The following is a 24918-nucleotide window of genomic DNA, read 5'->3' as shown; positions in this document are numbered from 1 at the left end:
GATGTCAGAAGAGCGCCCCGCCGGCGATCTCGCTGTGGGCCTGCACCTCGGGACCCACCTCGTCCAGCCGGGCCTTGATGTCGAGCATCATCGACAGCTCCTGACTGCTCAGCCCGCGCAGCACCTCGCGCTGTTCGTCGGTGAGTTCGCCGACGCCGAAGCCGTGCGACTCCAGCACCACCAGCGCGTCGTCGGCTCCGTCGCCTGCCCGCTCCGCGCTCTCCCCGCCCCGCGCCGCCGTGTCACTCATGAGGTGTACGTCCCTTCCCTGAGGTGTTCCGGCTCCGCTGTCCGGCCGATGCGCGCGAAAAGCTCCACAAGTCCGTCCACGGTGTGCAGCGCGCTCATCACGACCGCGCGTACCTGGGCCTGGTCCAACGGCAGCGCGTCGAGCAGCGCGAAGAGCGCGGCGGTGTGCCCGGTGTCCAGTTCGGCGTGGCCGCGTACCGTGCGCAGCGCCGCCTCCGGCACGCCCGCGGCGGCGATCCGGTCCGCCAGCCAGGGCGCGGGCGCGTTGCTCTCCAGCACCGCGATGTAGCCGAGCAGCGCTACCGGATGGTGGTGCTCGATCCAGTAGTACTGCGCGCCCGCCAGGCGCGCGACGGCGGATATGGGCTGCTCGGCGAGGACCGCCGCTGGTTCCCCGCCCAGCGCGGTGATGTCACCGAGCAGCCAGTCGTCGTGGCCGCGCTCCTCCTCGATGTGCTCCCGCAGATAGTCCGTGAGCGGCTCGCACAACGGGTCGCGCGGGCCGAATTCCGCCAGCCGCGCCACCGCCCGTTCCATCAGCGGCACCGAGGCGCGGACGACTCCGTGCATCACCGTCAGATACGTGGCGTAGCGCGCGGCGAGTCCGGGCGGTCGCCACACGGCCGCGGTCGTCGCCCGCACGGCGGGGGCCGTCAGCAGCAGCCGGACCCGCAGCGCGGCGCCCGCGCCCGCCGTACCGACCGTGGTCATCGCCGCGCTCCGGGCAGGTCGACCAGGTCCGCGTAGGGCGCGCAGCCGTGCCGCCGCACCAGCGTGGCCGCGCCCGCCTCGACCTGGCCGCGGGCCGCGTACCGGTCGAGCAGCGCCCCCACGGGCCCGCTGGCCGCCGCACTCGCCGCGGCCAGCGCCTCCGGATGGTCACCGAGCGCCCGGCAGCCCGCGCAGTAGTCGGGGCGCGCGGCCGCCTGCTCCGCGCTGCCGTACCGGTGCAGGAGGTGGGCCGGGCCGACCGTCCTGATCATCCGCAGGACCGGAGAGGTACGGGCCCGTACGGCGACCGACTGCCAGTCGTCGGTGGCGATGTGACCGAGCGTCAGGTGACGCGGGGCGGGCCTGCGGTCGACGACCCGCTGATTGCAGCAGGCGACCACCGTGCCGTCGGCGGCCACCACCGGCCACGCGGCCATCGAGCACGGCAGCGCCCGCTCGGGGTCGGGTGCCGCGGCACCGGGCAGCGCCGTGTTCGCGGCGGCCCAGGACGCGGCGCGTCCCACCCGGCGCAGGGAGTTGACGAGCATCGGGACGCGGTCGCCGAAGGTACGGCGGATGTCGGTGGTGACGTCCGCGAGGTAGGGGTCGTCGGGGCCGGCGCCGACCAGGTGGAAACTGGTGGCCACTCCGGCGTCCAACACCCGCCGGATCAGGCCGAACACGGACCTGCGGTCGACCTCGCGCTCATGGAAGGCGTCGAGGCTCACCGAGAAGTGGTCGACGGAGGTGACGGCCCGCCAGATCCGCTCGGGAACAGGCACGGACTCGGGTACGGGAGCGGGCAGCGGGCCGGCGCCGGAGGTGAGGTGTCCCGCGCCGTGGTCCGCCCGGCCGACGAAGAAGGCGCCGGTCAGCAGCGCCGTCCTGGTGCCCGCCGCGCGCGCCGTGGCGGCGAGGTCGGTGACCAACTCGGGCCGCAGCAAGGGCTCGCCGCCGGTCATCATCAGCACCGAAGGGTGCTCGGCCGGGGTGAAGGTGGAGACGAAGGCGCGCAGCCGGTCCGCGTCCGGCTCGTCCGCGGCCATCGTGGCGGCGGTCGAGCAGTGCGCGCAGTGCAGGGGGCAGCGGCCGGTGACGGTCAGGAGCAGCCCCGCGCCGGGTTCGGGGCGCAGCGTCATGAGTTCGGCGAGTTCCATCGCGTGCTCCCTTCCTCGTCCACCGAAGTCTCGGCGGGGCCGGTTCGAGGTCGGGGTCATGGACGGTTGGGAAACGGTAAATCCGCAGCTCACCGGCGTGCCTGGTGGCGCGTTCCGTCGCGTGTGCCCTGCGCCGAAGGCCCCTCAGGCGGTGGCCCGGGGGAGTGGCCGCATCCCCAGGAGGGATTGTTCACGCGCGTAGACTCTTGTCAGGCGCGGGAGTTCGTACCGCGCGGCGTGCGCGGTGACCTCGCTGTCCGGGGCGAGCAGCGCGCCCGCGTCGAGCAGGGACTCCAGCCGGCGCAGCGCGTCGTCCTGACCGCAGGTGAGCGCCGCCGCGGCCTGCCGCAGCGTGAAGGGCCCCTCCGGCAGGTGCCCCAGCAGGCACAGCGTGGTCCGGTCCGCCGCCGACAGGTCCCGCCACCCGCTCGCCAGCCGCGGCCGTACATCCGTGTCGCCCGCGACCAGTTCGTCCAGTACGGTCCTGCCGTCGGCCAGCCGCGCCGCGTACTCGCCGAGCGGCAGATGGCGTCGTACCGCGAGCTTCAGACCGCTGACCCGGACCGCGAGCGGCAGCATGCCGGTCGCGGTGACGATGCGCCGGGCCGCCTCCGGACAGGCCCGCAGCCGCTCGTGGCCCACGATCCGGCCGAGCAGTTCGAGGCTCTCGCCGAGATCGAAGGGCGCCAGTTCCAGCCGGTCGGCGGAGACCAGTCCGGCCAACTGCGCGCGGGAGGTCACCAGTACGGCGCTGCCGCCGGAGTGCGGCACGAGCGGCCGTACGGACGCCTCGTCGGCCGCGTCGTCCAGCACCAGCAGGATCCGGCGCGGCCCGAGCCAGTCGCGCCACGCGGCGGCGGCCTCCTCGGCGTCCTCCGACCCGTCGTCGACGGCCGCCGCCCGCTGCCCGGGGAGGTCCGCCATCCGGGCCAGCTCGGCGACCACCGAGGCGGCCGAGCGCGGACGCCCGGCCGCGTCGCGCATCCGGATCAGTACGCGGCCGTCGGGGAACTCCGCGGCGAGCCGGTGCGCGGTGTGCACCGCCAGCGCGGTCTTACCGGTGCCGACCGGCCCGGTGACGACCGCAAGATGCCGATTACTGCCCAACAGCTTGAGCAGAAAGCGCAGTTGGCGTTCACGGCCGGTGAAGTCGGCCAGGTCCTGGGGGAGCAGGGCGCCGAGGACTCCGCAGGAGCGCCGCGCCGCGGCCCGCGCGCCGGACGGAGCGAAGGGGCCGCCGGGCTCCTGCGGGCCGCCGTCGAGCATCGAGCGGTACAGCGTCTCCAGCGCGGGGCTCGGCTGGAGCCCGTACTCGACGGCGAGCAGCCGGCGCAGCCCCTCGTACGCCGCCAGGGCCTCCGTCTGCCGCCCCTGGTCGAACAGCGCGTTCATCTGGACGGCCCTGAGCCGTTCGCGCTCGGGGTGACGCTCCACCAGATCGGCGACGGTGTCGGCGACTTCGGTGGCCCGGCCCAGCCGCAACTCGGCCTCGGCCCAGTCCTCGTAGACCTGGAGGTAGCGGCTGTCGAGCCGCTCCGCCTCGGATCTGACGGTGGGTGAGAATCTCAGGTCGTGCAGCGGCGGTCCCTGCCGCAGTCCCATCGCCTCGCGCAGCATCCGGGACGCCGGGCCGAACGCGCCCTGCCCGGCGGCCTCGCGGGCTGATCTGGCCAGGCCCTGGAAGCGCAGCGAGTCCAACTCGTCGTCGCGCACCCGCAGCAGGTAGCCGCCCGGGTGGTGCTCGAGCCGGTCGCCCGCTCCCGCGCGGTCGAGGAGTTTGCGCAGCGCGGAGACGTACACCTGGATGTTCTTGCGCGCGGTGCGCGGCGGATTGCCGTCCCACAAGGTGTCCGTCAACAAGGCCAGCGAGACCGGGGTGTTGGGGCGGCACAGCAGCATGGCCAGGAGCAGCCGCTGTTTGAGCGGGCCGAGCGGGAAGGGGCCTTCGGCCGTGCCGACGGACAGCGGGCCGAGGACGGAGAGCCGCAGACTGACGTGCGCTGGTTCGGCCATATCCGGTTTCACCTTTCCCGCCCGTTGATCCGGAGATGGGATCGTGAGCTGAGATGAATGACATCAGGCAGACGACTTATATCAGATGATGTGCCTGTGGCGAACCGGCAATGCGGGGACTGCTGGTGAGAGTTCGGACCAACCCCGCATCACCTGGGACGATACCGCGCTTATACCGCGGCTTCACCGGTTCCGAAACGGCCGGTCCTAGCTTCTGAGGTGTTCCCACCACCTGCTCGTACCCCGCCCAGAAGAGGAGACGATCATGGCTGATTCCGTCGAGCCCACCAACGAGGACATCGCGGAGACCCCCGAGAACGAGGTCGAGGCGCACGCCGAATCCCCCCTGGACCTCCAGGAGATGGGCGTGAGCAAGCCCGACCAGGGCGAGGGTGTGCTGGGCGGCCTCCAGGCCCCGGGCAGCACGGTCAGCCTGGCCGCCTGCGCCTGACCGAGCTGGGTGGGTGGCGCGTCCCCGTGGACGCGCCACCCACACGTCTTTCCCGCTCGCGTTGTCCTCCGGGGCGGCCCTTCCGACACCTGAGAACCGACAGGAGACGACCATGAGTGATTCCGCCGAATCCGCCGCCGAGGAGAACGCGCCCGAAGGCGCGGACGCCGGCGAGGGCGAATTCGAGGTGGAGGCGCACGCCGAATCCCCCCTGAGCCTCCAGGAGATGGACCCCACGACGTCGGTGATCAGCAGCCCCGTCGCGTCGATGAGCGCGACCAGCGTCGTCGTCTGCTGCTGAGCCGCCGCCCCCTCGCGTCCCACATCGGAGAGGCCCATGATCCCCTTCCCGTTCGTCGTGGCGGACAGAGAGTTCTACGCGCCGCTGGAGACCACCCGTGACCGCGGTGAGATCTACCGGCCCGGGCCGGTACCGGACGGGTGGACCGAGACCCCGTCGGGGATCTGGACCATGTGGCACCGGGGCAAGCAGCTCCGCGGTGTCGAGGACGGCTGGAAGGTGCACGTGTCCGCGCGGCCCGACCGCCTGCCGTACGTCCTCGACACCGTCGCGGCCGTCTGCTTCGAGCAGGACGTCGCCTTCAAACACCTCGCCGGCAGGCTCTTCTACTGGTGGACCCACCACAAGCAGGCCGCCAGGCAGCAGAGCGGGAAGTTCATCGCCGCGTATCCCACCAGCGTCGCCGCGGCCCGTGACCTCATGGAACGGCTGCGCACCGAACTGGCCGACGAGGAAGGCCCGTTCATCCTCACCGACAGGCGGTACCGGGACTCGCGCACGGTCCACTACCGCTACGGGGCCTTCGCCCCGCGCGAGCGCGTCAACGCCGACGGCACCCACACCCTGCTCGTCCGCGGCACCGACGGCGAGTTGGAGGAGGACCGCAGGGGCTTCTCCTTCTACCTCCCGGCGGGCATGACCGACCCCTTCGTCGAGACGCGCCCGGCGCCGAAGTCCTCGGCCGAGCCCGCCGCCGCGTCCGCCGACAGAGCCGTCGCGAAGGCCGGGGCGGAGGCGGGCGCCGATGCCGCCGCCGATCCCGTGGACGAGCCCGCCGCCGGTGGGGGCGGGCCGATCGTCTTCCACGGATTCGCCTTCGAAGACGCGCTCCAGTTCACCAACTCCGGCGGCGCCTACCTGGGACGGGAGACGGCCACCGGCCGCAAGGTCTTCATCAAGGAGGCGCGCGCACACACCGGCGTGGCGATGGGCGACACCACCGCACCCGACCAACTCCGCTCCGAATGGCAGACGTTGACCGCGCTGCACGAGACGGCGCCCGGCCTCGCCCCGGAGCCGCTCGCCTACTTCCGCGAGTGGGAGCACGACTTCCTCGTCACCGAGTTCATCGAGGGCACGACGCTCCAGCGCTGGATGGTCGCCAACCAGGTCATGCTCGGCGTCGACCGCGGACCCGAAGCGGCCGGGGACTACTACGGCCGGTGCGAGAAGCTGTTCGCGGCGATCGAGAGCACGCTGCACCGGCTGCACACGGCCGGCTACCTCTTCGTCGACGTCAGCCCCGGCAATGTGATGGTCACCGAGGACGACGGCATCCGACTGGTCGACTTCGAGGCCGCCCAGCGCCTGGACAGTGACGACACTCCGGTGATGGGCACGCCCGGCTACACCCCGCCCGCCGAACTCGTCGGCGACGATCCGCTGATCCACGACAAGTACGGCCTGGCCGGCCTCGCCCTGCTGCTCATCGGGCCCTTCCACCAGGTGGCGCAGCGCAATCCCGACACCCTCGCGCACCTGCGCCGCGAACTGCTGGAGCGGGCGCCGCTGCCGGAGCCGCTGTGGGAGCGGGCCGTCGCGTATCACCGGCCGCGGCCCGCGGCGCAGGGCGTCACCCCCATCCCGACGCCCGAGGAAGTCGCCGCGGACCCGCTGCGGCACCTGGCCGACCTGCGCGACCGTACCGCCGACGCCATGGTGGCCATGGCCGACCCGGCCCACCCCGACCGGGTGTTCCCCACCATCGCCGAGGGCTACCAGAGCAACACCCAGTGCCTGGCCTTCGGCACCGCGGGCGTCGTGCACGCCCTGACCCGGGCGGGCCGCGCACTGCCGGACGGCGTGCTGGAGCGGCTGCGGCACGACGCGCTCGGCGGCGTCGGGAAACTGCCCCCGGGGCTGTTCGCGGGCACCGCGGGCATCGCATGGGTGCTCGCCGACCAGGGGATGCTGGACGAGGCGAGGGATCTGCTCACCGCCGCCGACCGCCACCCCATCATCGCCTCCGGCGCGTCGGCGACCCTCTACGGCGGCACCTCGGGGGTCGCGCTCACCCACCTGGCCATGTACGGCCACACCCGCGACGAGCACCACATCGACCGGGCCCTGGAGCTGACGGCGGCGCTGCCGGCCGACGCCGACCTCACCCCGTACCTCGGCGCCAACGACGCCACCGGCCTCGTGCACGGCCGCACCGGGATCGCGCTGCTGCTCCAGCAGCTCGCCGCCGTGACCGGCGCGGACGACGAACTCGCGCGCGGCGTCCGGCTGTTGCACGCCGAGCTGGACCGTGCCACCGAGCCGGACTCGCCGGGTCTCGCCTTTCCCATCTCGGCCACCGACAACCGCAGCCTGCCCTACCTCTACTGCGGTTCCGCCTCGATGGCGCACACCGTCACCCGCTACACGCGGTCGGTGGACGACGAACGGCTCGCCGACGCGCTGCCCCGGCTGCTGACCTCGACGCGCACCACCTACACCGTGATGTCGGGGCTGTGGCAGGGACTGTCCGGCCTCGGCCTCGGTCTCGCGGAGTACGGGCGGCTGACCGGTGACGACCGGGGCCGGGACGACGCGATCCGTGCGGCGTGCGGGCTGTTCAAATTCGCGGTGCCGCACGAGACCGGTATCCGTTTCCTCGGCGACCAGCTCATGCGGTTCAGCGCCGATCTGTGGAGCGGTTCGGCCGGGGTGCTGCTGTTCCTGTCGCAACTCCTCGCCCCCGCGCCCGACCCGCTGTTCACCGTGGACGCACTCGCCGGCGCGTACTCCCGTTCCGTCGCGGCCCGTTGAGGTGAACTGATGAGCCACCAGGAAATCGCCGAGCCGGCGCAGGCGCCCGAGAGCGCCGGCCCGGGGGACCCGGGCAACGCCGTCGGACGTGACGTCAGTCTCTACTGGTGCGGGCAGACGGCCTCCGCCTTCGGCTCGACCTTCACCGCCATCGCGCTGCCCGTCGTGGCCGTCGTGCACCTCCACGCCTCGCCCGGCGCCATCGGCCTGATCAGCGCCGCCACGACCGCGCCGATCCTGCTGCTCGGCTTCCCCGCGGGCGCGCTCGCCGACCGCATCGCCCATCCTCGCCGCACGCTCGTCCTGCTGGACCTGATCTGCGCGGCGGCCATCGGCGTGGTCGCGCTGGGCCTGGCCGTCGGCGCCATCTCGCTGCTGTGGCTCGGCCTGCTCTGCGTGATCATGGGAGCCTCGTCCACCCTGTCCGCGGCCGTCTACTTCCTGCACCTGCGCCAACTCGTCGGCCCCGAAGGCATCGGCGGTGCGCGCGCCAGACTCCAGGCAGGACAGTACGGCGCCGCGCTCGTCGGACGCCTGCTGGCCGGTCCCGCCATCGCGGTGCTGGGCGCCGCCGCCGCGCTGTCGGTCGACGTGGCGAGCTATCTGCTCAGCGCGACCGCGCTGATGACGATGCGCTCACCCGACATCGTGCCCCGCGGGCCCGCACCGTCGGTCCTCACCATGATGCGCGGCGCCATGGCGGGCATGCGGGTCTTCACCGGTGACGCCTTCCACCGCGCGCTGGGCCTGTTCATCGTGGTGCCCGCCGCGACGATGGCGGGCGTGACCGCCCTCACCGGCCCGTTCCTGCTGCGGGTGATCCATCTGCCGACCGCCGCCTACGGTTCCCTGTTCGCGCTCTCGGGGCTGATGGGCCTGGGCGGTTCCGCCGTCGCCGCACGGCTGCTCGCCCCGGGCCGCGACCCCCGGCGGGTGATGCTGATGTCCTTCACCGGCGCGGTGGTGTGCAGCCTGCTGCTGCCGCTGGCGGCGGGACCGCTGCCCCTCGCCGCCTTCTGCGCCGCGATGGGCATCGGGCTGCCCGTCTTCTTCGGCGCCGTCGCCAATGTGGCCGTCAGTTCCGTGCTCGTCGCCGACATGTCGGAGGACACCCTCGGCCGCGCGATGGCCGCGCTCCAGGTGTGCCTGGCGGGGGCGGGCCTGATCGGGGCGGTGGGATGCGGTCTGCTCGGTGACCTGGTCGGGGTACGCGGCGCGCTGTGGGTCATGGGGCTGACAGCCCTCGGCTGCGTGGCCCTGAGTCTGCCGTCCGCGCTGCGCGCCGCACGGCGGTCCCATGACGCGGCGCAGCCGTCACCGGCCTCCGTTTGACCCAAGACCCCCGTCGCCGTCCGGCGGCGGACCACCGGAAGTCCCATGGACGAGAGACGAGGAAACACCCATGAACGAGGTGCTCAGGCTCCAGGCGCTGGGGAGCGAGAAGGACCAGGGCAAGGCGAATCTCCAGCCGATCAGCGTGGCCGGCAGCACGCTCAGCGTGGTGTGCGGATGGGACTGCGTCTGGGGCAGTTCCCTGCGCATCGCGCAGGAGCCGCAGGGCCCCGGCCTGCTGAACCCGGCCTGACCGACCCGCCCGACCGCACCGGTCGGGCGACAACTCCCTTGCCTCGTAGGCCAATCGGCGGCGGTGTCCGGCACGACGGACACCGCCGCCGCCGTATGGGCGCACGCAAGCGGACCATTCCGGCGGCTGTGTGTACCAGCTAGGATGAAGCCGGACACGGGACGAACCCATACTGGCTGCACCGACGAAGGGGAGGCGGGCGATGGGCGAGAACGAGTCGCGGGCCCCCTCCGCGTCGACGCTGGCCGACAAGATCGACGCGCTGTTCCGGGTCGTGCGACGGCCCAACCGTGAGCCGTACAGCCATGAAGAGGTCGCCCGCGCCTGCCGCGAGGCCACCGGCGAGAGCTTCTCCGCGACCTACCTGTGGCAGTTGCGCACGGGCCGTCGCGACAATCCCACCAAACGTCATCTCGAAGCCCTGGCACAGTTCTTCGACGTGCCGGTCGGATACTTCTTCGACGACGAGCAGGGCGCCGCCATCGCCAAGGAGCTTGAGCTGCTCGGCGCGCTGCGCGACGCGGGCGTCCGCAGCATGGCCCTGCGCGCGGTCAACCTCTCCCCTGAGGGCGCGGCCACGATCAGCGACATGATCGATGTGCTCGCCCGCAGGGAGCGTGGCTCTCCCAGCCGCGAACCCTGACAGCGCCTGAAGTGCACGCAGCGCTTGAAGTGCGCGAACTCTTCGGTGAGATCTCGCGGTTCCACCCGGCGGACAAGGGGACAGCGTGTGAGACGTGTGCGACGTGACCGGAGCCGAGCTCTGTGGCACAGATGTCAGCGGACGGTCGACGGGCTCGACCTGCCCAATCCGTTCGACGCGACGGTCTTCATCGGGATGCTCGCGGTCGCCCGCGGCCGTCCGATCGAACTCGTGCCCGTCTCCTCCCGGCCCCACACACCGTGCGGCCTGCTGGTGACCACCGACCACGGCGACTGCATCCTCTACGCCGCCGACACCAGCGCGCTGCACCAGCAGCACATCCTGCTGCACGAGGCGGCCCACCTGGTCTGCGGCCACCACGAGACCGCGCCCGCGGCGTCGGCCGCCGCCCAGGTCCTGTTACCGCACTTATCGTCGTCCCTGGTCCAGCGGGTACTCGGCCGCAGTGTGTACACCGAACCGCAGGAGCAGGAAGCCGAGTTGGTCGCTTCGCTGATCCTGACCCGTACCGCCCGCCCGTTGGGGAACACCGTCCCCGTGCCGCCGCCGCACCCGCAACGAACGCGTCTGGACAGGTTGTTCGGCATACCGGAGGACCGCGCGTCGGGCCGCCGTGATGGCTGATCTCCTGTCGTTCGTCTCCGCCGCGTTCTTCCTGGTCTTCGGTGTCCACCGGCTGGTGATCACCCGCCGGCCGTGGTCCGATTCCGCGCAGCGCTACGTCTACGGCTTCGCGCTGTGCCTGGGCTCGGGCATGCTGTTCAACACCCCCGCCCTCACGAAGGCGTTGTCCTCCGACACGACCTTCGACAACCTGGTCAACCTGGGCATCCACGACGTGAAGATGGTCGGTTTCGCCTTCCTCGTCCTGGTGGCGTACGCGCTCAAGTCCCCTGCGGCGGCGGCCCCGCGTGCGGTGCGCCTCCAGATGTGGGCGGCCGGTGCGGTACTGGCCGTCTCCACCGCGCTCTATCTGGTGGCCGACCCCGCCATCGCGGGCGACACGCTGACCGTCTCCTCCGGCCACCGGTGGGCCCTGGCGTCGTACAACGCGCTCTTCGCCCTCTACGGTTCGTGGTGTCTGGCCGTCCTGGCCAGGGAACTCGCCGACCACGCCGCTCGGACCGCCCCCGGGCTGCTGCGTACGGGACTGCGGCTGATGCTGCTCGCCGCCGCGGTCGGCGCGGTGTGGACGCTGTGGGTGCTGGACGACGTCATCGCGGACCTGCGCACCGGCAGCCAAGGCGTCGCCGAGGACGTGGTCTCCTCCGTGCTCGGCGCGGTCACCGCGGCGCTCGCCACCGGAGGGGCCACCACCACGCTGTGGGTCGGCGCGCTCGGCGCCCCCATGCGGTGGCTGCGCGCCTACCGCAGCCACCGGGCGCTGGAGCCGCTGTGGTCGGCGCTGCACAGCGAACTGCCCGAGATCGCCCTCGACCCGTCGGCCGCCGACCGCCGACCGGGCCTGCGGCAGGCCGAATTCGCCCTCTACCGCAGGGTGATCGAGATCCGCGACGGCCATCTCGCGCTGCGCCCGTACTTCGAGTCCGGCGTCACGGCCTGGACCGACGGGCGCGGGGGAGACGACGGCAGCGAGGGGACCGGCGGCGGCGACGCGATCGACTGGGCCGACGAGCGCGGCCGTGACCGGCGGGCCGTGCTCGAAGCGGCCACGATCGCGGCGGCGTTGGAGAACAAACGCGCCGGGCGGCTGTGCGAGGGCACCGCCGCTGAGCGGTTCGCGCCCCCCGGCCACACCCCGCCCACGGTCCCCGGCACGGTGGAGGCCGAGGCGGCCTGGCTGCTGGAGGTGACGGCCGCCTTCACCTCGTCCCCCACGGTCGCCGCCGTACGCCACCGCACCCGTACGACCGCCGCAGCCCATACGGCAGGGGTCCGCGCGCCCGAAGCCCGCAACGGCTGAGCCGACCCTCAGACGTCCTGTCCCGCGACCCCGTCGGCGTCCTCCGACAGCTCGAACCACACCGTCTTGCCCTCCGACTCCGGCCGTACGCTCCACTGCTCGGACAGGATGTCGAGCAGGACGAGGCCGCGGCCCGAGGACGCCATCTCGCCCGGGGTGCGCTGGTGGGGCAGTTCGTCACCGCTGTCGGAGACCTCGACGCGCAGCGTGCGGTTGCCGGGCTCGCCCGAGATCGAGGCCATCAGGGCCGCCGTCTGGTCGGTGTGCACCAGCACGTTGCCCAGCAGCTCCGACGCGAGGAGCACGGCGGTGTCCACCTGGTCGGGCTGCGCCCAGTCGTGCAGCAGCGCCCGCAGCTCGGAGCGCGCCTCGGCCAGGCCCTCGGCCTCGTCCTGCTCGATCGTGGTCAGGATGCGCCGAACGGGTCGCACGGGGCGCTGGACGCCGGTGTCGCGGCGCAGCATGAGCAGCGCGATGTCGTCCTCGTTGCGCGGGCTCAGCCGCTCCTCGCCGTTCTCGGTCACCGGGCCGACCACGCTCTGGATCAGCCGGTCGGCCATCCCCTCCAGGTCGGAGGTCGGGCCGGGCGACAGCGCGTCCCGCACCCGGTTCCAGCCGGTGTACATGTCGTGCCCGCCGGTCTCGATGAGCCCGTCCGTGCAGAGCATCATGATCTCCCCGGCCTGGAGCTCCAGTACGTTGACCGGGTAGTCGTCCTCGTCCGGCATCAGGCCGAGCGGCAGCCCGCCCCTGATGTGCTTGATCATGCAGGTGCCGTCCGGCATGCGCAGCACGGGGTGCGGATGCCCGGCCCGCGCCACGTGCAGCGTGCCCGCCGCCGGATCCGCCTCGATGTAGATGCAGGTCGCGAATCTGTCCCCGTCCAGCGAGGTCAGGAAGCGCGACGTCCGCGACAGCACCGCGTCCGGGCCGTGCCCCTCGGCGGCGTACGCGTGCACGGCGGTCCGCAGCTGGGCCATCAGGCTCGCCGCGTGCAGGTCGTGGCCCTGCACGTCGCCGATGACCAGCGCCAGACGGCCCGAGGGCAGGTCGATGATGTCGTACCAGTCGCCGCCCACCACCAGCCCGCCGCCGGTCGGCACGTACCGCGAGGTCACGGTCATCCCGCGGTACACCGACGCGCCCCGCCCCATGCTGCTGCGCAGCCCGCGCGACAGGGCCAGCTCCGCCTCGCCGGTGTGCGTCCGCTCCAGGGCGCGGGAGATCAGCCGGGCGAGCGTGACCAGCGTGCTGCGCGTGTCGCTGTCGAAGTCGACGTCGTCCAGGAACGCCACCAGCCACACCCCGGTGATCCGGCCCGTGCTCACCAGCGGCAGGAACGCCCACGACCTGCTGCCCTTGCGGGCCGCGAGCCGCCACGTCGTCGGAAAGCGGTCGCGGTACTCCTCGACCGTGGGCAGATACACCGGGCGGCCGGTGCGCAGCACCTCCGCCGCCGGATAGTCGGTGGTGATCGTCATACGGACGGTCCGGCTGCCGCTGGTCCGGTACCCGTACCGCCCGATCAGGTTCAGCGACCGCTCGGTGACGCCGAACAGGGCCGTGCCGTCCATCGGGAACTCGGGCGAGGTGAGCGACGCCAGAGCCATGAAGACCTCGTCCACGGAGGTCGCCTCGGCCAGGGCGCGGCCCGCCTCCAGCATCCGCACATCACGGTGCCTGCCCGCGTCGGTGGGCGCGCGGGCGGCGCCGTCCCGCTCACCGTCCTCGCCCGGCGCGGGCCTGCGGGTCCTCTCGTGCGGGCCGGTCTCGTTCAGGGCATCGATCTGACGCAGTTCGGCGGCCTGCTCGGCGGCGCGCCCCGCCGTCCGGTCGTCCGCCGGGGGTCCCTCGTCACGATCGTTCATCCACGGCCCCTTCGACTCATCCGCCGTCCCGTCGCTTCGTCGTTTTGTCCGCTTGTCGTCCGTACCATGCTCCGTCGAGTCGGCCGTCCGTGCAGCGCGGTGTACGCCGTGACCGGCCGTCCGGCTGGCGGGCCCGCTCGCGCCGTACTAAGACAGGAGGTGTGCCGGACCGCGTTCACGGGGCAGGGGAGCAGACGGACGCGAAGACCTGAGAAGGGACGGATGTCGTGGCACGACCCAGGATTCTCGTGGTGGGCGCCGGTTTCGCAGGAGTGGCGTGCGTACGCCGCCTGGAGCGGTCGCTCGCCGCCGACGAGGCGGACGTCTCACTGGTCACACCGTTTTCGTACCAGCTCTACCTGCCGTTGCTCCCCCAAGTGGCCTCCGGGGTGCTGACCCCGCAGTCCATCGCGGTGTCGCTGCGCCGCAGCAGCAGGCACCGGACCCGGATCATCCCCGGCGGGGCCGTGGGAGTGGACACCAAGGCCAAGGTCTGCGTGATCCGCAAGATAACGGGCGAGATTTTGAACGAGCCGTACGACTACATCGTGCTGGCGCCCGGCAGCGTCACCCGCACCTTCGACATCCCCGGACTGCTGGACAACGCGCGCGGCATGAAGACGCTCGCCGAGGCCGCGTACATCCGTGACCACGTCATAGCGCAGCTCGACCTCGCGGACGCCAGCCAGGACGAGGCCGAGCGGGCCTCCCGGCTCCAGTTCGTGGTGGTCGGCGGCGGCTACGCGGGCACCGAGACCGCCGCCTGCCTCCAGCGGCTGACCAGCAACGCGGCCAAGCGCTACCCGCGCCTCGACCCGAAGCTGATCAAGTGGCACCTGATCGACATCGCCCCGAAGCTGATGCCGGAACTCGGCGACAAGCTGGGCAGAAGCGCGCTGGAGATCCTCAGCAAGCGCGGCATCGAGGTCTCGCTCGGGGTGTCGATCGCGAAGGCGGGACCCGAGGAGGTCACCTTCACCGACGGCAGGGTGCTGCCCTGCCGCACCCTGATCTGGACCGCGGGCGTCGCCGCGAGCCCGCTGGTCGCCACGCTCGACGCCGAGACGGTACGCGGCAGGCTCGCGGTCACCCCCGAGATGACCGTGCCGGGGCTCGACGGCGTCTTCGCGCTGGGCGACGCGGGCGCGCTGCCCGACGTCACGAAGGGCGAGGACGGCGCGATCTGCCCGCCCACCGCGCAGCACGCCATGCGGCAGGGCCGCACGATGGCCGACAACATCCTGGCCACCCTGCGCCACCGGCCGCTCACGCCGTACGCGCACAAGGACCTCGGCCTGGTGGTCGACCTCGGCGGCAAGGACGCGGTCTCCAAGCCGCTCGGCATCGAACTGCGCGGCCTGCCCGCCCAGGCGGTCGCCCGCGGCTACCACTGGTCGGCGCTGCGCACCAACGTCGCCAAGACCCGCGTCATGACCAACTGGCTGCTCAACGCGGTGGCGGGCGACGACTTCGTCCGCACCAACTTCCAGTCCCGCAGCGCCGGCACCCTGCGCGACTTCGAGTACACCGACACGTATCTGACGCGCGAGGAGATCCTGGAGCACACCAGGGGCATGGTCGCGGGCGGCTGACGGCGGCGGTCGCCGGACGTTACGGTCGCCGTACACATCGGGCCGTCGCATACGGCGGGCCGCCGCGTCCGCCGGGAGGACGGAGAGCGTGAGCACGGGTACGGGTACGGAGCCGGTCACCGGCACGGGCGTCGTGGACGAGGCGGTACGCGGCAGGCCCGCGCCCGCCCTGCGCGGCCTGGTCGGCTGGTACTCCGGCTACCGGCAGCGCGGCGTGCCCCCGACCAGGCACCGGGGGCTGCCGTCCCCGTACCTGACGCTGATCCTCACGCTCGACGAACCGCTCACCGTCGCCGCCCACCCCGACCCGGCGGAACCGCCCGGCGACTTCTCGGCGCTCGTCGGCGGCCTGCACACCGCCCCCGCGCTGATCAGCGTGCCCGGCCGCCAGTCCGGCGTGCAGATCGCCCTCGACCCGCTGGGCGCCCGCGTCCTGCTCGGGCTGCCCGCGGGCGCGCTGGCCGGAGCGGATCTCGCCGCGCAGGACGTGCTCGGACCGTCGGTCGCCGACGTCCTGGACCGGCTGCGGGCCGCCCCGGACTGGGCGGGCCGCTTCGCCGTCGTCGACGCCTGGCTGCTGGACCGGGCACGCGCCGACCCGCGCGCGGGCGTACGGCTCCATCCGGAGGTACGGCACGCGTGGCGGCTGCTCGCGGCCACCGGCGGCACGATCGGCGTGGCGCGGCTGGCGGCCGAGGTCGGCTGGAGCGACCGGCGGCTGCGGGACCGCTTCGCGGCCGAGGTGGGGCTGAGCCCGAAGGCCGCCGCACGGGTGATCCGCTTCGACCGCACCCGCCGCGGCCTGGCCTCCTACGGCGCCGCCGAGGGGCGGCTGGCCAGGATCGCCGTCGACCGCGGCTATTTCGACCAGGCGCACATGGACCGCGAATTCCGGGCCCTGGCGGGCTGCCCGCCGACACTGTGGCTCGCCGAGGAGCGCCGAAACATCCAATCCGGGCACCACCCGTCCGAGTGAGGCTGGACGCGACAGCACACCGGCAGCACTGAGGAGGTCCGATCCCCATGACCGAGAGCACTGGCGACACCCCGGCGCAGGGCGCGAGCGGCGGCGGTTCCGCGCGAGCGAAGACCGCACCGCCGCCCCAGGTCTGGCCCACCCTGCGCGCCCGCGACGCCCGCGGGCTGATCCGCTTCCTCGTGGACGCGTTCGGCTTCGAGGAAACCGCGGTCTACGGCGAGGGCGACACCGTCGCGCACGCCGAACTGGCCTGGCCCGAGGGCGGCGGCATCATGCTCGGCTCGGTCCGCGAGGACCCGGACGGCACCTGGGCCAAGCGGCCCCCCGGCTCCTTCGGCGCCTACGTCGTCACCGCGGACCCCGACGCGCTGCACGCGCGCGCCAAGGCCGCGGGCGCCGAGATCACCGCCGAGCTGTTCGAGACGGACTACGGCTCCCGCGACTTCGCGGCCCGCGACATCGAGGGCAACCACTGGTACTTCGGCACCTATCCGGGCGAGCCGCGATAGGCCCGCGCGGCCTCAGTCGGCCAGTCGGAACTCCAGGTCCGTCTCCCACTTCGCGGTGTCGGGCTGCGAGCGCGGATCGGTGCGGTAGCTCTCCATCCGGCAGCCCCACCGGTCGCCCTCGGCCGTCGGCCTCATGTCCCAGCGCAGCCCCGCCGCCAACGCCCAGTCGAGCAGCAGCGCCGTGGCGCCGACGAGCCCGGCGGGGCTGCCGAGGTGCGTGTACGTCACGAAGCGGCCCGCGGGCAGCACGCCGGAGAACAGGTCGCCGTCGTGCACCACCGCCCCCGCGACGGGCACCCCCGCCTCGACCTCGAGCTGCCTCGCCATGTCGATGACGTTGTACTTGAGGAAGGGCGGCCCGGCGGGCTCCACGCCGAGCGCGGACAGCCGCCCGATGACTTCGGGGATGCGGTGGGCGATGGTGTCGACCGATTCCATGGTGACAAGGGCCCGGACGGCCGCGTACGGGCGAGCGGCGCGGTCGACGATCCGGGGCGGTACGTATCCGGTAGTGGTCATGCCCCGGTAGACCGGCCGCGGACCGCGAACTCATCGCGGGCGCCGCACGGGGTCCGCGAAAACCACTTGCGGGCCTTCGTAGCGTTGGCTCGTATGACGAACAGTGACGGCCTGCTCGCGGCCTATGACGAGCAGATGCGCGGCGCTCCGCCGAACCTCCCCGCCGGGGTCAGGTGCGAGTGGGACGGACCGGTCCTGCGGCTCAGCGGGCAGTACCGCGGCTTCGTGAGCACACCGCCCGACCTCGGCGTGGAGGGCACGGAGCTCGACCGGCTGATCGCCCGCCAGCGCGACTTCTTCGCGGCGCGCGGCGAGGCCGTGGAGTGGAAGACCCGCGCGCACGACCGGCCCGCCGACCTGCCCGAGCGGCTGCTCGCGGCCGGCTTCGTGCCCGAGGAGCGGGAGACCGTCGTGATCGGGCGGGCCGAGGAGATGACGGCCGACCCCGTACTGCCGGACGGCGTCGTCCTGCGCCAGGTCACCGCCGACGCCGACCTGCGGCGGATCGCCGCCATGGAGTCGGCCGTGTGGGGCCAGGACTGGGGGTGGCTGGCCGACGACCTGGCCGGCCGGATCGCCGCCGCGCCCACCGAGGTCGTCGTCCTGGTCGCGGAGGCCGACGGCCAGGTCGTCTCGGCGGCCTGGCTGGTGGTCAGGACCGGCACCGACTTCGCCGGGCTGTGGGGCGGCTCGACATTGGAGGCGTGGCGCGGCCGGGGCATCTACCGCGCGCTGGTCGCCGCCCGCGCCAATGTCGCCGCCGCCCGGGGCATCCGCTACCTCCAGGTCGACGCCTCGGACGACAGCGCGCCGATCCTGCGGCGCCTCGGCTTCCACGCGGTGACGACCACGACGCCCTACATCTGGTCGCCCCCGGTCCGGACCTGAGAGCGGGGACGTGCCCGCGGTACGGACTCCCGTGCCGCGCCCGGCCACCGGTCTCTTTACGGTAGGGGTATGGAAGAGAGCACCGAGGACATCTCGCGGACCGCGGTCCAAGCGGCCCACGACCTGCGGGTGACGGTCAGCCGTCTGCTGCGCAGGCTGCGGGAGATCGCCGACACACAGGACCTGACCCCCTCCCAGACCTCGGTGCTCAGCAGGCTGGGCAAGGGCGAGGAGTCCACCGCCAGCGCGCTGGCCGCCGCGGAGGGGGTCCGTCCGCAGTCGATGGCCGTCGCGCTCGGGGCGCTCGAACAACACGGGTTCATCGAGCGCCACCCCGATCCCCGCGACGGCCGCAGGCAGTTGATCGTGCTCACCGCCGCGGGCCGCGAGCGGGTCCAGGGCAACCGCGTGGCCCGCGAGGAGTGGCTGGCCCGCGCCTTCCAGGACCGCTACACGCCGCGGGAGCGCGAGACGGTCATCGAGGCGCTGGCCCTGATGGAACGCCTCACCCAGCCGTAGTCCGCGCGGCGGCCGTCCTCACGCGGGTCCTGATCCGGCGGGTCCTGTTCCGTCGGGCCCCGATCCGGCATTCCCCGACCCGGCGGGCCCTTCCGGCGGCTCCTCGCGCTCGACCGCCGCGAGGGTGCGGCCGGTCAGGACCGAGCGGGCCCTGCGCGGATCCGGAGTGGTCCCGCGGCCCGGCGTGCTGTGCGCGTCCTTCTTCTTGACCAGCAGCCACGCCGGGTCCGCCGCGTCCCCCTGACCGCCGTCGGCGGCCTGGTGGATCCGGGTCAGCGCGTACGCGCCGAGCAGTTTCGTACCGCGCAGCTCGAAGGAGGCGTGGCCGCGCTCCAGGGCCCGCGCGAACGCCTCGGGGCCGCCGTCCGTCAGCGGGTGGTAGGTGCCGTGGTCCCAGACGATGACGGGCCCCGCGCCGTACTGGCCGCCGGGGATCACGCCCTCGTACTCCCGGTACTCCAGCGGGTGGTCCTCGGTGGGCACCGCGAGCCGTTTGTCGCGCGGGTCGGTGGACGGCCCCTTCGGGACCGCCCAGGACTTCAGCACCCCGTCGACCTCCAGCCGGAAGTCGAAGTGCATTCGGGTCGCGTCATGGATCTGCACGACGAAGGACGGGTCGTCGCCGGGGGCCGCCGTACCGCCCTGGGGCTCGTCGGTGCGGTCGAAGCGCCGCATGCCGCGGTACTTCGCCAGCCGGTCCCGCTCCTGGCCCGTACCCCGGTCGGCGCCCTGGCCCGCTTCCTTGTCGTCGCCCGAGCCCGTGCCCGTCCTCGCGTTGCTGTTCGCGTCGGTGTCGGCGTCCGCCACGACGGCTCCTCTCCGTACGGCCCGCTCCTGCCATCATCGGGCAGCCGGAGCGACCCGGCCCGGCCGGAGCGGTCCGCACGGGTGGCTGTCGGCCGCCGGAAGAGGCAGGCTCGACAGTGGGGCCACGGGAAGCGCACGGCCCCGGCCACCGTTGCACGGCAGGAAGACGTACGCAGACGCACACCAACAAGTGTGGAGACATCGCATGAGCGGATCGGCGGACATCGGCGTCACCGGGCTGGCAGTGATGGGCAGCAATCTCGCCCGGAACTTCGCCCGCCACGGCTTCACCGTGGCCTTGCACAACCGCACCACCGCCAAGACGAACGCCCTGGTGGAGCAGTTCGGCGACGAGGGCACCTTCATCGCCGCGCAGTCCGCGCAGGAGTTCGTCGCGGCCCTGGAACGGCCGCGGCGGCTGGTCATCATGGTCAAGGCCGGTGAGGCCACCGACGCGGTGATCCAGGAATTCGCGCCGCTGCTGGAGTCGGGCGACGTGATCATCGACGGCGGCAACGCGCACTTCGCCGACACCCGCCGCCGCGAGAAGGAACTGCGCGAGCAGGGCATCCACTTCGTCGGCACCGGCATCTCCGGCGGCGAGGAGGGCGCGCTCAACGGCCCGTCGATCATGCCCGGCGGGTCCGCCGAGTCCTACGAGTCGCTCGGCCCGCTGCTGGAGCGGATCGCCGCCAAGGCCGAGGACGGCACGCCCTGCACGACGCACATCGGCCCCGACGGCGCCGGCCACTTCGTGAAGATGGTGCACAACGGCATCGAGTACGCCGACATGCAGCTCATCGCCGAGGCGTACCACCTGCTGCGCGAGGTCGCCGGTTACTCGCCCGAGCAGATCGCCGAGACCTTCAAGACCTGGAACACCGGGCGCCTGGACTCGTACCTGATCGAGATCACCGCGCAGGTGCTCGCGCACACCGACGCGGCCACCGGCAAGCCCTTCGTGGACGTCGTCGCCGACCAGGCGGAGCAGAAGGGCACCGGCCGCTGGACCGTACAGATCGCCCTCGACCTGGGCGTTCCCGTCTCCGGCATCGCCGAGGCGGTCTTCGCCCGCTCGCTGTCGGGCCACGGCGAGCTGCGGGCCGCCTCGCGCGACCTGCCGGGCCCCTCGGGTGCGGTACTCGGCGAGGCCGAGGCCGCCGCCTTCGCCGACCGCGTGGAGCAGGCGCTGTACGCGTCCAAGATCGTCTCGTACACCCAGGGCTTCCACCAGATCCAGGCGGGCAGCCAGACCTACGACTGGGACATCGACCTGGGCGCGGTCGCGTCGATCTGGCGCGGCGGCTGCATCATCAGGGCCGCCTTCCTCGACCGGATCAAGGAGGCGTACGACAGCCGCCCCGACCTGCCGAGCCTGCTGTCCGACAAGCAGTTCGCCGAGGAGATCGGCGCGGCGCAGGACGACTGGCGGTCGGTCGTGGCGACCGCGGTGGGCCACGGCGTGCCCACGCCCGGTTTCTCCGCGGCGCTGGCGTACTACGACGCGCTGCGCGCCGAGCGGCTGCCCGCGGCGCTCACGCAGGGTCAGCGCGACTTCTTCGGCGCGCACACCTACCGGCGCACCGACCGCGAGGGCTCTTTCCACACGTTGTGGGGCGGCGACCGCTCGGAGGTGAGCACGGATTGACCCGACTGCCACGTGCGTGTGGCGCGTGGACCGGGGCACAAGGAAAGTGAACGGGTACAGCACGTCACCAGGAGGACTCGTCATGATCAAGCCCGCTGATCTCCGCGAATGGCGCGACCACGACGTGGTCGACGCAGAGGGACACAAGATCGGCTCCCTCGAAGCGGTGTATGTGGACACCGGCACGGACGAGCCGCTGATGGTCACGGTCCAGATCGGCCTGCCCACCAGGCACCGGCTCACCTTCACGCCCGTCACGGACGTGATTGTGGGCCCCGGATGGGTGAAGGTCCCGTACGACAAGGCATTGGTGAAGTCGGCCCCCTCGATCGGCACGGACGACGTCCTGCCCGTCGAGGACGAGGAGGCGATCTTCCAGCACTACGGTCTGCCGTACAAGCCGACCGGCGACGGCGTGCGCCTGCTCGCCCGACGCTGACGGCGCGTTCGCTGACAGCGCGCGAGCACTGACGGGCACACCCGTTCCCGCACCATCGCCCGTGAGAGAACAACCGAGTGGGGTCCGGCCGCTGCCCAGCGGCCGGACCCCACTGCGTTCCCCGGACGGTCCTAGCCGGGCCGCTGATTGCGGCGGCGCGGCGCCCGGCCCGGGGGCTGCGAGGGCTGCGGGCGGTGCTCGATCTCCGGCAGGTCGCGGCTGACCGGGTGCTCCGCGGTCAGCATGAAGGACTTCTCGTAGTGCAGGACCTCGATCGGCTCGCCCTCCGCGAGGGTGTACGTGGCCTTGCTCCTGGTGACCTCGACGTGCAGTCGGCGCCCGCGGAAGGCCAGCCGGAAGGCGATCCGGCTGAGCGCGTCGGGCAGCCGGGGCGCGAAGCGGATCGGGTCGCCGTCGAAGAGCCGCATCCCGCCGAGCCCCGACACCAGCGCCGTCCACGTACCGGCGAGCGCCGCGATGTGCAGGCCGTCACGCGAGTTGTTCTCCAGGTCGCCGAGGTCGATCAGCGCCGACTCGCCGAGGTAGTCGTAGGCCAGTTGGAGATGGCCGACCTCGGCGGCGATGATCGACTGGCAGTACGCCGACAGCGAGGAGTCGCGGACGGTCAGCGGCTCGTAGTACGCGAAGTTCCGTACCTTCTGGGCGTGTTCGAAGGCGTCTCCGCGCAGGAACATCGCCAGCACCAGGTCGGCCTGCTTGACCACCTGCTTGCGGTACAGGTCGAAGTAGGCGTAGTTGAGCAGCAGCGGATAGTGCGCCGGATCGGTCTCGGCGAAGTTCCACACCTGGTGCCGGGTGAAGCCCTTGGACTGCTCGTGGACCCCCAGCTCCTCGTTGTACGGCAGGGACATCGCCGCCGCCGCGTCCCGCCAGGCCGCCGTCTCCTCGTCGGTGACGCCCAACTCGGCGGCCCGGCGCGGATGGCGCTCGGCGGCGTCCGCCGCCGCGACGAGATTCGCCTGCGCCATCAGGTTGGTGTACGCGTTGTCGTCGCTGATCGCGCTGTACTCGTCGGGCCCGGTCACGCCGTCGATGTGGAAGGCCCCCGCGTGGTCGTGATGACCCAGGGACCGCCACAACCTGGCGGTTTCCGCGAGGAGTTCGAGCCCGATGTTCTCCTCGAAGTCCCGGTCGCCGGTGGTCGTCACATAGCGCACCACCGCGTCGGCGATGTCGGCGTTGATGTGGAAGGCCGCCGTGCCCGCGGGCCAGTACCCCGACGCCTCGGCGCCGTTGATCGTCCGCCACGGGAACGCGGCACCGGCCAGGCCCAGTTGGTGGGCGCGCTCCTGAGCCGCAGGCAGCGTGTTGTGGCGCCAGCGCAGCACCTCCGAGGTCGCGCGCGGCGCGGTGAAGGTCAGCACCGGCAGCACGGCCGTCTCGGCGTCCCAGAAGGTGTGACCGTCGTAGCCGGAGCCGGTCAAGCCCTTGGCGGGGATCGCCCGTTCCTCGGCCCGCGCACCGGCCTGCAGCACGTGGAAGAGCCCGAAGCGCACCGCCTGCTGGATCTCGGTGTCGCCGTCGACCTCCACGTCCGCCCGGTCCCAGAAGTCGTCCAGGTAGGCGCGCTGCTGCTCCAGCAGGCCGTCCCACCCGGTGTCGCGGGCGCCGACCAGCGCCGCGTCCGCCTGGTCGCGCAGCGCGGGCAGCGACCGGGTCGCCGACCAGCCGTACGCGACGAATTTCTCCAGCCGCAGCCGCTGCCCGGACTCCAGTACGGAGGTGATGGTGAGCCTGCTGACGTCGTCGTCGGACTCCGAGGAGACCTTCGTGGTCGCCTCGGGGCCGTCCACGCGGTGATCGGCGGCGGCGGCCAGCCGCAGGCCGCTGCGGGCCGTGGAGTGCACCAGCCGCAGCCGGGTGCCGGACGCGAAGTTCTCCTCCGGCACCAGCGGGTTCTCCAGCGCGGCGGCCCGCCGCGGGTCGCCCTCGCTGCGCGGCACCTCCTCGTTGGCCACCAGTTCCGACTGCACGACCACCCGCAGGCTGCCGTCCAGCGGCTCCACCTCGTACGCGACGGCGGCCACCGCGCGCTGCGTGAAGGACACCATGCGCGTCGAACGCACCCGCACCACGCGGCCCGCGGGGGAGACCCACTCGCACACCCGGCGCAACACCCCGGCCCGCAGGTCCAGTTCACGCTCGTGCGAACGGATCGTGCCGTACCGCAGGTCGAACGGCTCGTCGTCCACCAGCAGCCGGATGATCTTGCCGTTGGTGACGTTGATGACGGTCTGCCCGGACTCCGGGTCGCCGTAGGCCGCTTCGGCGTACGGCAGCGGGTGCGTCTCGTGCAGCCCGTTGAGGTATGAGCCGGGCAGGCCGTTCGGCTCGCCCTCGTCGAGGTTGCCGCGCCAGCCGATGTGCCCGTTGGAGACGGCGAAGACGGACTCGCTCTGCGGCAGCACGTCCAGATTCAGTTCGGACTCGCGCAGGCTCCAGGGGGCGACCTCATAGGCGGGGTCGGTGATCACGCGGTCACTCCGATCAGGTCGGCGAGGTCCTTCACGACGGTGTCGGCGCCGTGCTCGCGCAGCGCGTCGGTCTGTCCGACCCGGTCCACGCCGACGACGAAGCCGAAGTGCCCGGAGCGGCCCGCGTCCATGCCGACCAGCGCGTCCTCGAAGACCGCCGCGCGGGCGGCGTCGAAGCCCAGTTCCTCGGCCGCGGCCAGGAAGGTGTCCGGGTGGGGCTTGCCCGGCAGATGCCGCTCCTTGGCGACAACACCGTCCACCCGTACGTCCAGCAGGTGCTCGATGCCCGCGGAGACCAGCACGTCACGGCAGTTGGCGCTGGACGACACCACCGCCGTGCGCAGGCCCGCCGCCCGTACCGCCTCCAGGTAGCGCACCGAGCCGGGGTAGGGGCGTACGCCTTCGGTGCGGATCTTCTCCAGCACGACGTCGTTCTTGCGGTTGCCGAGGCCGTTGACGGTCTGCCGGTCCGGTGGGTCGCCGTCCTCGCCCTCGGGCAGTTCGATGCCGCGGGCCTGGAGGAAGGTGCGCACGCCGTCGGCGCGCGGACGTCCGTCCACGTACGCGTCGTAGTCCGCCTTCGCGTCGAAGGGGCGGAAACCCTCGCCGTCCCTGTCCCGCAGGAAGTCGTCGAAGGTCTCCTTCCACGCGGCCGCGTGCACCAGCGCGGTCGGCGTCAGCACGCCGTCCAGGTCGAAGAGGCACGCTCGTACGCCATGGGGCAGTCCGATCTCCGTCATGCCGCACAGGTTCCCACTGATAGCCGACACCATGCCGACCAGGGGGTGAAGACCCCCCGTGTCGCCGAACGCCGGGCGGCCGGGAGGCGCGAGGTCCGCGACCCCG

General features: G+C 72.5%; 24 protein-coding genes. 15 read left to right on the top strand and 9 right to left on the bottom strand.

Annotation, left to right across the window (positions count from 1 at the left end):
- Nucleotides 1-4: 4 nt before the first annotated feature.
- From ACIP4Z_RS27830 to ACIP4Z_RS27815, 4 genes are all read right to left on the bottom strand, one after another.
- A complete protein-coding gene (locus ACIP4Z_RS27830) occupies nucleotides 5-250 on the bottom strand; it encodes an aroma-sacti cluster domain-containing protein (protein WP_355340808.1) in 246 nt (81 codons plus the stop codon).
- Nucleotides 247-960: an iron-containing redox enzyme family protein gene (locus ACIP4Z_RS27825; RefSeq protein WP_391161885.1), complete on the bottom strand. Its 714-nt coding sequence runs from the start codon at nucleotides 958-960 to the stop codon at nucleotides 247-249. The genes ACIP4Z_RS27830 and ACIP4Z_RS27825 overlap by 4 nt, the downstream gene beginning before the upstream one ends.
- A complete protein-coding gene (locus tag ACIP4Z_RS27820; protein ID WP_401312636.1) occupies nucleotides 957-2117 on the bottom strand; it encodes a radical SAM protein in 1161 nt (386 codons plus the stop codon). Before ACIP4Z_RS27820 ends, ACIP4Z_RS27825 begins: the two co-directional genes overlap by 4 nt.
- 144 nt (nucleotides 2118-2261) lie before the next feature.
- Nucleotides 2262-4130, bottom strand: a complete 1869-nt coding sequence (locus ACIP4Z_RS27815) for a BTAD domain-containing putative transcriptional regulator (RefSeq protein ID WP_401312633.1) — start codon at nucleotides 4128-4130, stop codon at nucleotides 2262-2264.
- A 265-nt stretch (nucleotides 4131-4395) separates the two neighbouring features.
- On the opposite strand from ACIP4Z_RS27815, the gene ACIP4Z_RS27810 reads away from it, so the two are divergent.
- The 8 genes from ACIP4Z_RS27810 (at nucleotide 4396) to ACIP4Z_RS27775 (ending at nucleotide 11809) form a co-directional block, all read left to right on the top strand.
- Nucleotides 4396-4581 carry a hypothetical protein gene (locus ACIP4Z_RS27810; protein WP_188283862.1) on the top strand — a complete coding sequence of 62 codons (186 nt, stop codon included), beginning with the start codon at nucleotides 4396-4398 and terminating at the stop codon, nucleotides 4579-4581.
- Nucleotides 4582-4693: 112 nt separating this feature from the next.
- Nucleotides 4694-4882 (top strand): hypothetical protein, encoded by a 189-nt coding sequence (locus ACIP4Z_RS27805; RefSeq protein WP_355340796.1) that lies wholly within the window; start codon nucleotides 4694-4696, stop codon nucleotides 4880-4882.
- A 36-nt stretch (nucleotides 4883-4918) separates the two neighbouring features.
- The gene (locus tag ACIP4Z_RS27800; protein ID WP_401312630.1) at nucleotides 4919-7636 is read left to right on the top strand and encodes a lanthionine synthetase LanC family protein; all 2718 of its coding nucleotides are present in this window, start codon (nucleotides 4919-4921) and stop codon (nucleotides 7634-7636) included.
- A 9-nt stretch (nucleotides 7637-7645) separates the two neighbouring features.
- Nucleotides 7646-8968, top strand: coding sequence for an MFS transporter (locus tag ACIP4Z_RS27795; protein WP_355340790.1), 1323 nt, complete (start codon nucleotides 7646-7648; stop codon nucleotides 8966-8968).
- 70 nt (nucleotides 8969-9038) lie between these two features.
- A complete protein-coding gene (locus tag ACIP4Z_RS27790; RefSeq protein WP_355340787.1) occupies nucleotides 9039-9221 on the top strand; it encodes a hypothetical protein in 183 nt (60 codons plus the stop codon).
- 202 nt (nucleotides 9222-9423) lie between these two features.
- Entirely contained in the window at nucleotides 9424-9864 is a 441-nt protein-coding gene (locus ACIP4Z_RS27785) for an XRE family transcriptional regulator (protein WP_355340784.1), read from the top strand.
- Between the two features lie 87 nt (nucleotides 9865-9951).
- The gene (locus ACIP4Z_RS27780; protein ID WP_355340781.1) at nucleotides 9952-10509 is read left to right on the top strand and encodes a ParH-like protein; all 558 of its coding nucleotides are present in this window, start codon (nucleotides 9952-9954) and stop codon (nucleotides 10507-10509) included.
- Nucleotides 10502-11809: an MAB_1171c family putative transporter gene (locus ACIP4Z_RS27775; RefSeq protein ID WP_401312625.1), complete on the top strand. Its 1308-nt coding sequence runs from the start codon at nucleotides 10502-10504 to the stop codon at nucleotides 11807-11809. The genes ACIP4Z_RS27780 and ACIP4Z_RS27775 overlap by 8 nt, the downstream gene beginning before the upstream one ends.
- A gap of 8 nt (nucleotides 11810-11817) precedes the next feature.
- Here ACIP4Z_RS27775 and ACIP4Z_RS27770 read toward each other — a convergent pair whose 3' ends face one another.
- Complete coding sequence (locus ACIP4Z_RS27770) at nucleotides 11818-13677, bottom strand: SpoIIE family protein phosphatase (RefSeq protein WP_355340775.1); 1860 nt, start codon at nucleotides 13675-13677, stop codon at nucleotides 11818-11820.
- Nucleotides 13678-13904: 227 nt separating this feature from the next.
- Here ACIP4Z_RS27770 and ACIP4Z_RS27765 point away from each other — a divergent pair, with 227 nt between their 5' ends.
- The 3 genes from ACIP4Z_RS27765 to ACIP4Z_RS27755 all read left to right on the top strand — a co-directional run bounded on the left by ACIP4Z_RS27765 (nucleotide 13905) and on the right by ACIP4Z_RS27755 (nucleotide 16757).
- Nucleotides 13905-15269: an FAD-dependent oxidoreductase gene (locus ACIP4Z_RS27765; protein WP_391161878.1), complete on the top strand. Its 1365-nt coding sequence runs from the start codon at nucleotides 13905-13907 to the stop codon at nucleotides 15267-15269.
- Between the two features lie 88 nt (nucleotides 15270-15357).
- Nucleotides 15358-16245, top strand: a complete 888-nt coding sequence (locus tag ACIP4Z_RS27760; RefSeq protein ID WP_401312621.1) for a helix-turn-helix domain-containing protein — start codon at nucleotides 15358-15360, stop codon at nucleotides 16243-16245.
- A gap of 47 nt (nucleotides 16246-16292) precedes the next feature.
- Nucleotides 16293-16757, top strand: coding sequence for a VOC family protein (locus tag ACIP4Z_RS27755; RefSeq protein ID WP_401312618.1), 465 nt, complete (start codon nucleotides 16293-16295; stop codon nucleotides 16755-16757).
- Between the two features lie 12 nt (nucleotides 16758-16769).
- Here the strand turns inward: ACIP4Z_RS27755 and ACIP4Z_RS27750 are convergent, their stop codons facing one another.
- Nucleotides 16770-17276, bottom strand: a complete 507-nt coding sequence (locus ACIP4Z_RS27750; RefSeq protein WP_401312615.1) for a GyrI-like domain-containing protein — start codon at nucleotides 17274-17276, stop codon at nucleotides 16770-16772.
- 93 nt (nucleotides 17277-17369) lie between these two features.
- On the opposite strand from ACIP4Z_RS27750, the gene ACIP4Z_RS27745 reads away from it, so the two are divergent.
- Together ACIP4Z_RS27745 and ACIP4Z_RS27740 are read left to right on the top strand one after the other, a co-directional pair.
- The gene (locus ACIP4Z_RS27745; protein WP_401312613.1) at nucleotides 17370-18164 is read left to right on the top strand and encodes a GNAT family N-acetyltransferase; all 795 of its coding nucleotides are present in this window, start codon (nucleotides 17370-17372) and stop codon (nucleotides 18162-18164) included.
- Nucleotides 18165-18233: 69 nt separating this feature from the next.
- Nucleotides 18234-18683, top strand: coding sequence for a MarR family winged helix-turn-helix transcriptional regulator (locus ACIP4Z_RS27740; RefSeq protein WP_401312610.1), 450 nt, complete (start codon nucleotides 18234-18236; stop codon nucleotides 18681-18683).
- Nucleotides 18684-18701: 18 nt separating this feature from the next.
- On the opposite strand, the gene ACIP4Z_RS27735 is transcribed toward ACIP4Z_RS27740, so the two are convergent.
- Nucleotides 18702-19376: a DNA polymerase ligase N-terminal domain-containing protein gene (locus ACIP4Z_RS27735; protein WP_401312773.1), complete on the bottom strand. Its 675-nt coding sequence runs from the start codon at nucleotides 19374-19376 to the stop codon at nucleotides 18702-18704.
- A 319-nt stretch (nucleotides 19377-19695) separates the two neighbouring features.
- On the opposite strand from ACIP4Z_RS27735, the gene gndA reads away from it, so the two are divergent.
- Both gndA and ACIP4Z_RS27725 read left to right on the top strand, forming a co-directional pair.
- Nucleotides 19696-21138, top strand: coding sequence for an NADP-dependent phosphogluconate dehydrogenase (gene gndA / locus ACIP4Z_RS27730; protein WP_355340753.1), 1443 nt, complete (start codon nucleotides 19696-19698; stop codon nucleotides 21136-21138).
- A gap of 82 nt (nucleotides 21139-21220) precedes the next feature.
- Nucleotides 21221-21577 carry a PRC-barrel domain-containing protein gene (locus tag ACIP4Z_RS27725; protein ID WP_355340750.1) on the top strand — a complete coding sequence of 119 codons (357 nt, stop codon included), beginning with the start codon at nucleotides 21221-21223 and terminating at the stop codon, nucleotides 21575-21577.
- A gap of 131 nt (nucleotides 21578-21708) precedes the next feature.
- Here the strand turns inward: ACIP4Z_RS27725 and ACIP4Z_RS27720 are convergent, their stop codons facing one another.
- Nucleotides 21709-24072: a glycoside hydrolase family 65 protein gene (locus ACIP4Z_RS27720; protein WP_401312605.1), complete on the bottom strand. Its 2364-nt coding sequence runs from the start codon at nucleotides 24070-24072 to the stop codon at nucleotides 21709-21711.
- Nucleotides 24069-24812: a beta-phosphoglucomutase family hydrolase gene (locus ACIP4Z_RS27715; protein ID WP_355349243.1), complete on the bottom strand. Its 744-nt coding sequence runs from the start codon at nucleotides 24810-24812 to the stop codon at nucleotides 24069-24071. The genes ACIP4Z_RS27720 and ACIP4Z_RS27715 overlap by 4 nt, the downstream gene beginning before the upstream one ends.
- Between the last annotated feature and the right edge of the window lie 106 nt (nucleotides 24813-24918).

Origin of the sequence: Streptomyces sp. NPDC088910, assembly GCF_044749865.1 — a bacterium.
In the GTDB taxonomy this organism is placed as follows: Bacteria; Actinomycetota; Actinomycetes; order Streptomycetales; family Streptomycetaceae; genus Actinacidiphila.
This window is presented reverse-complemented; position numbering and strand designations above follow the sequence as displayed.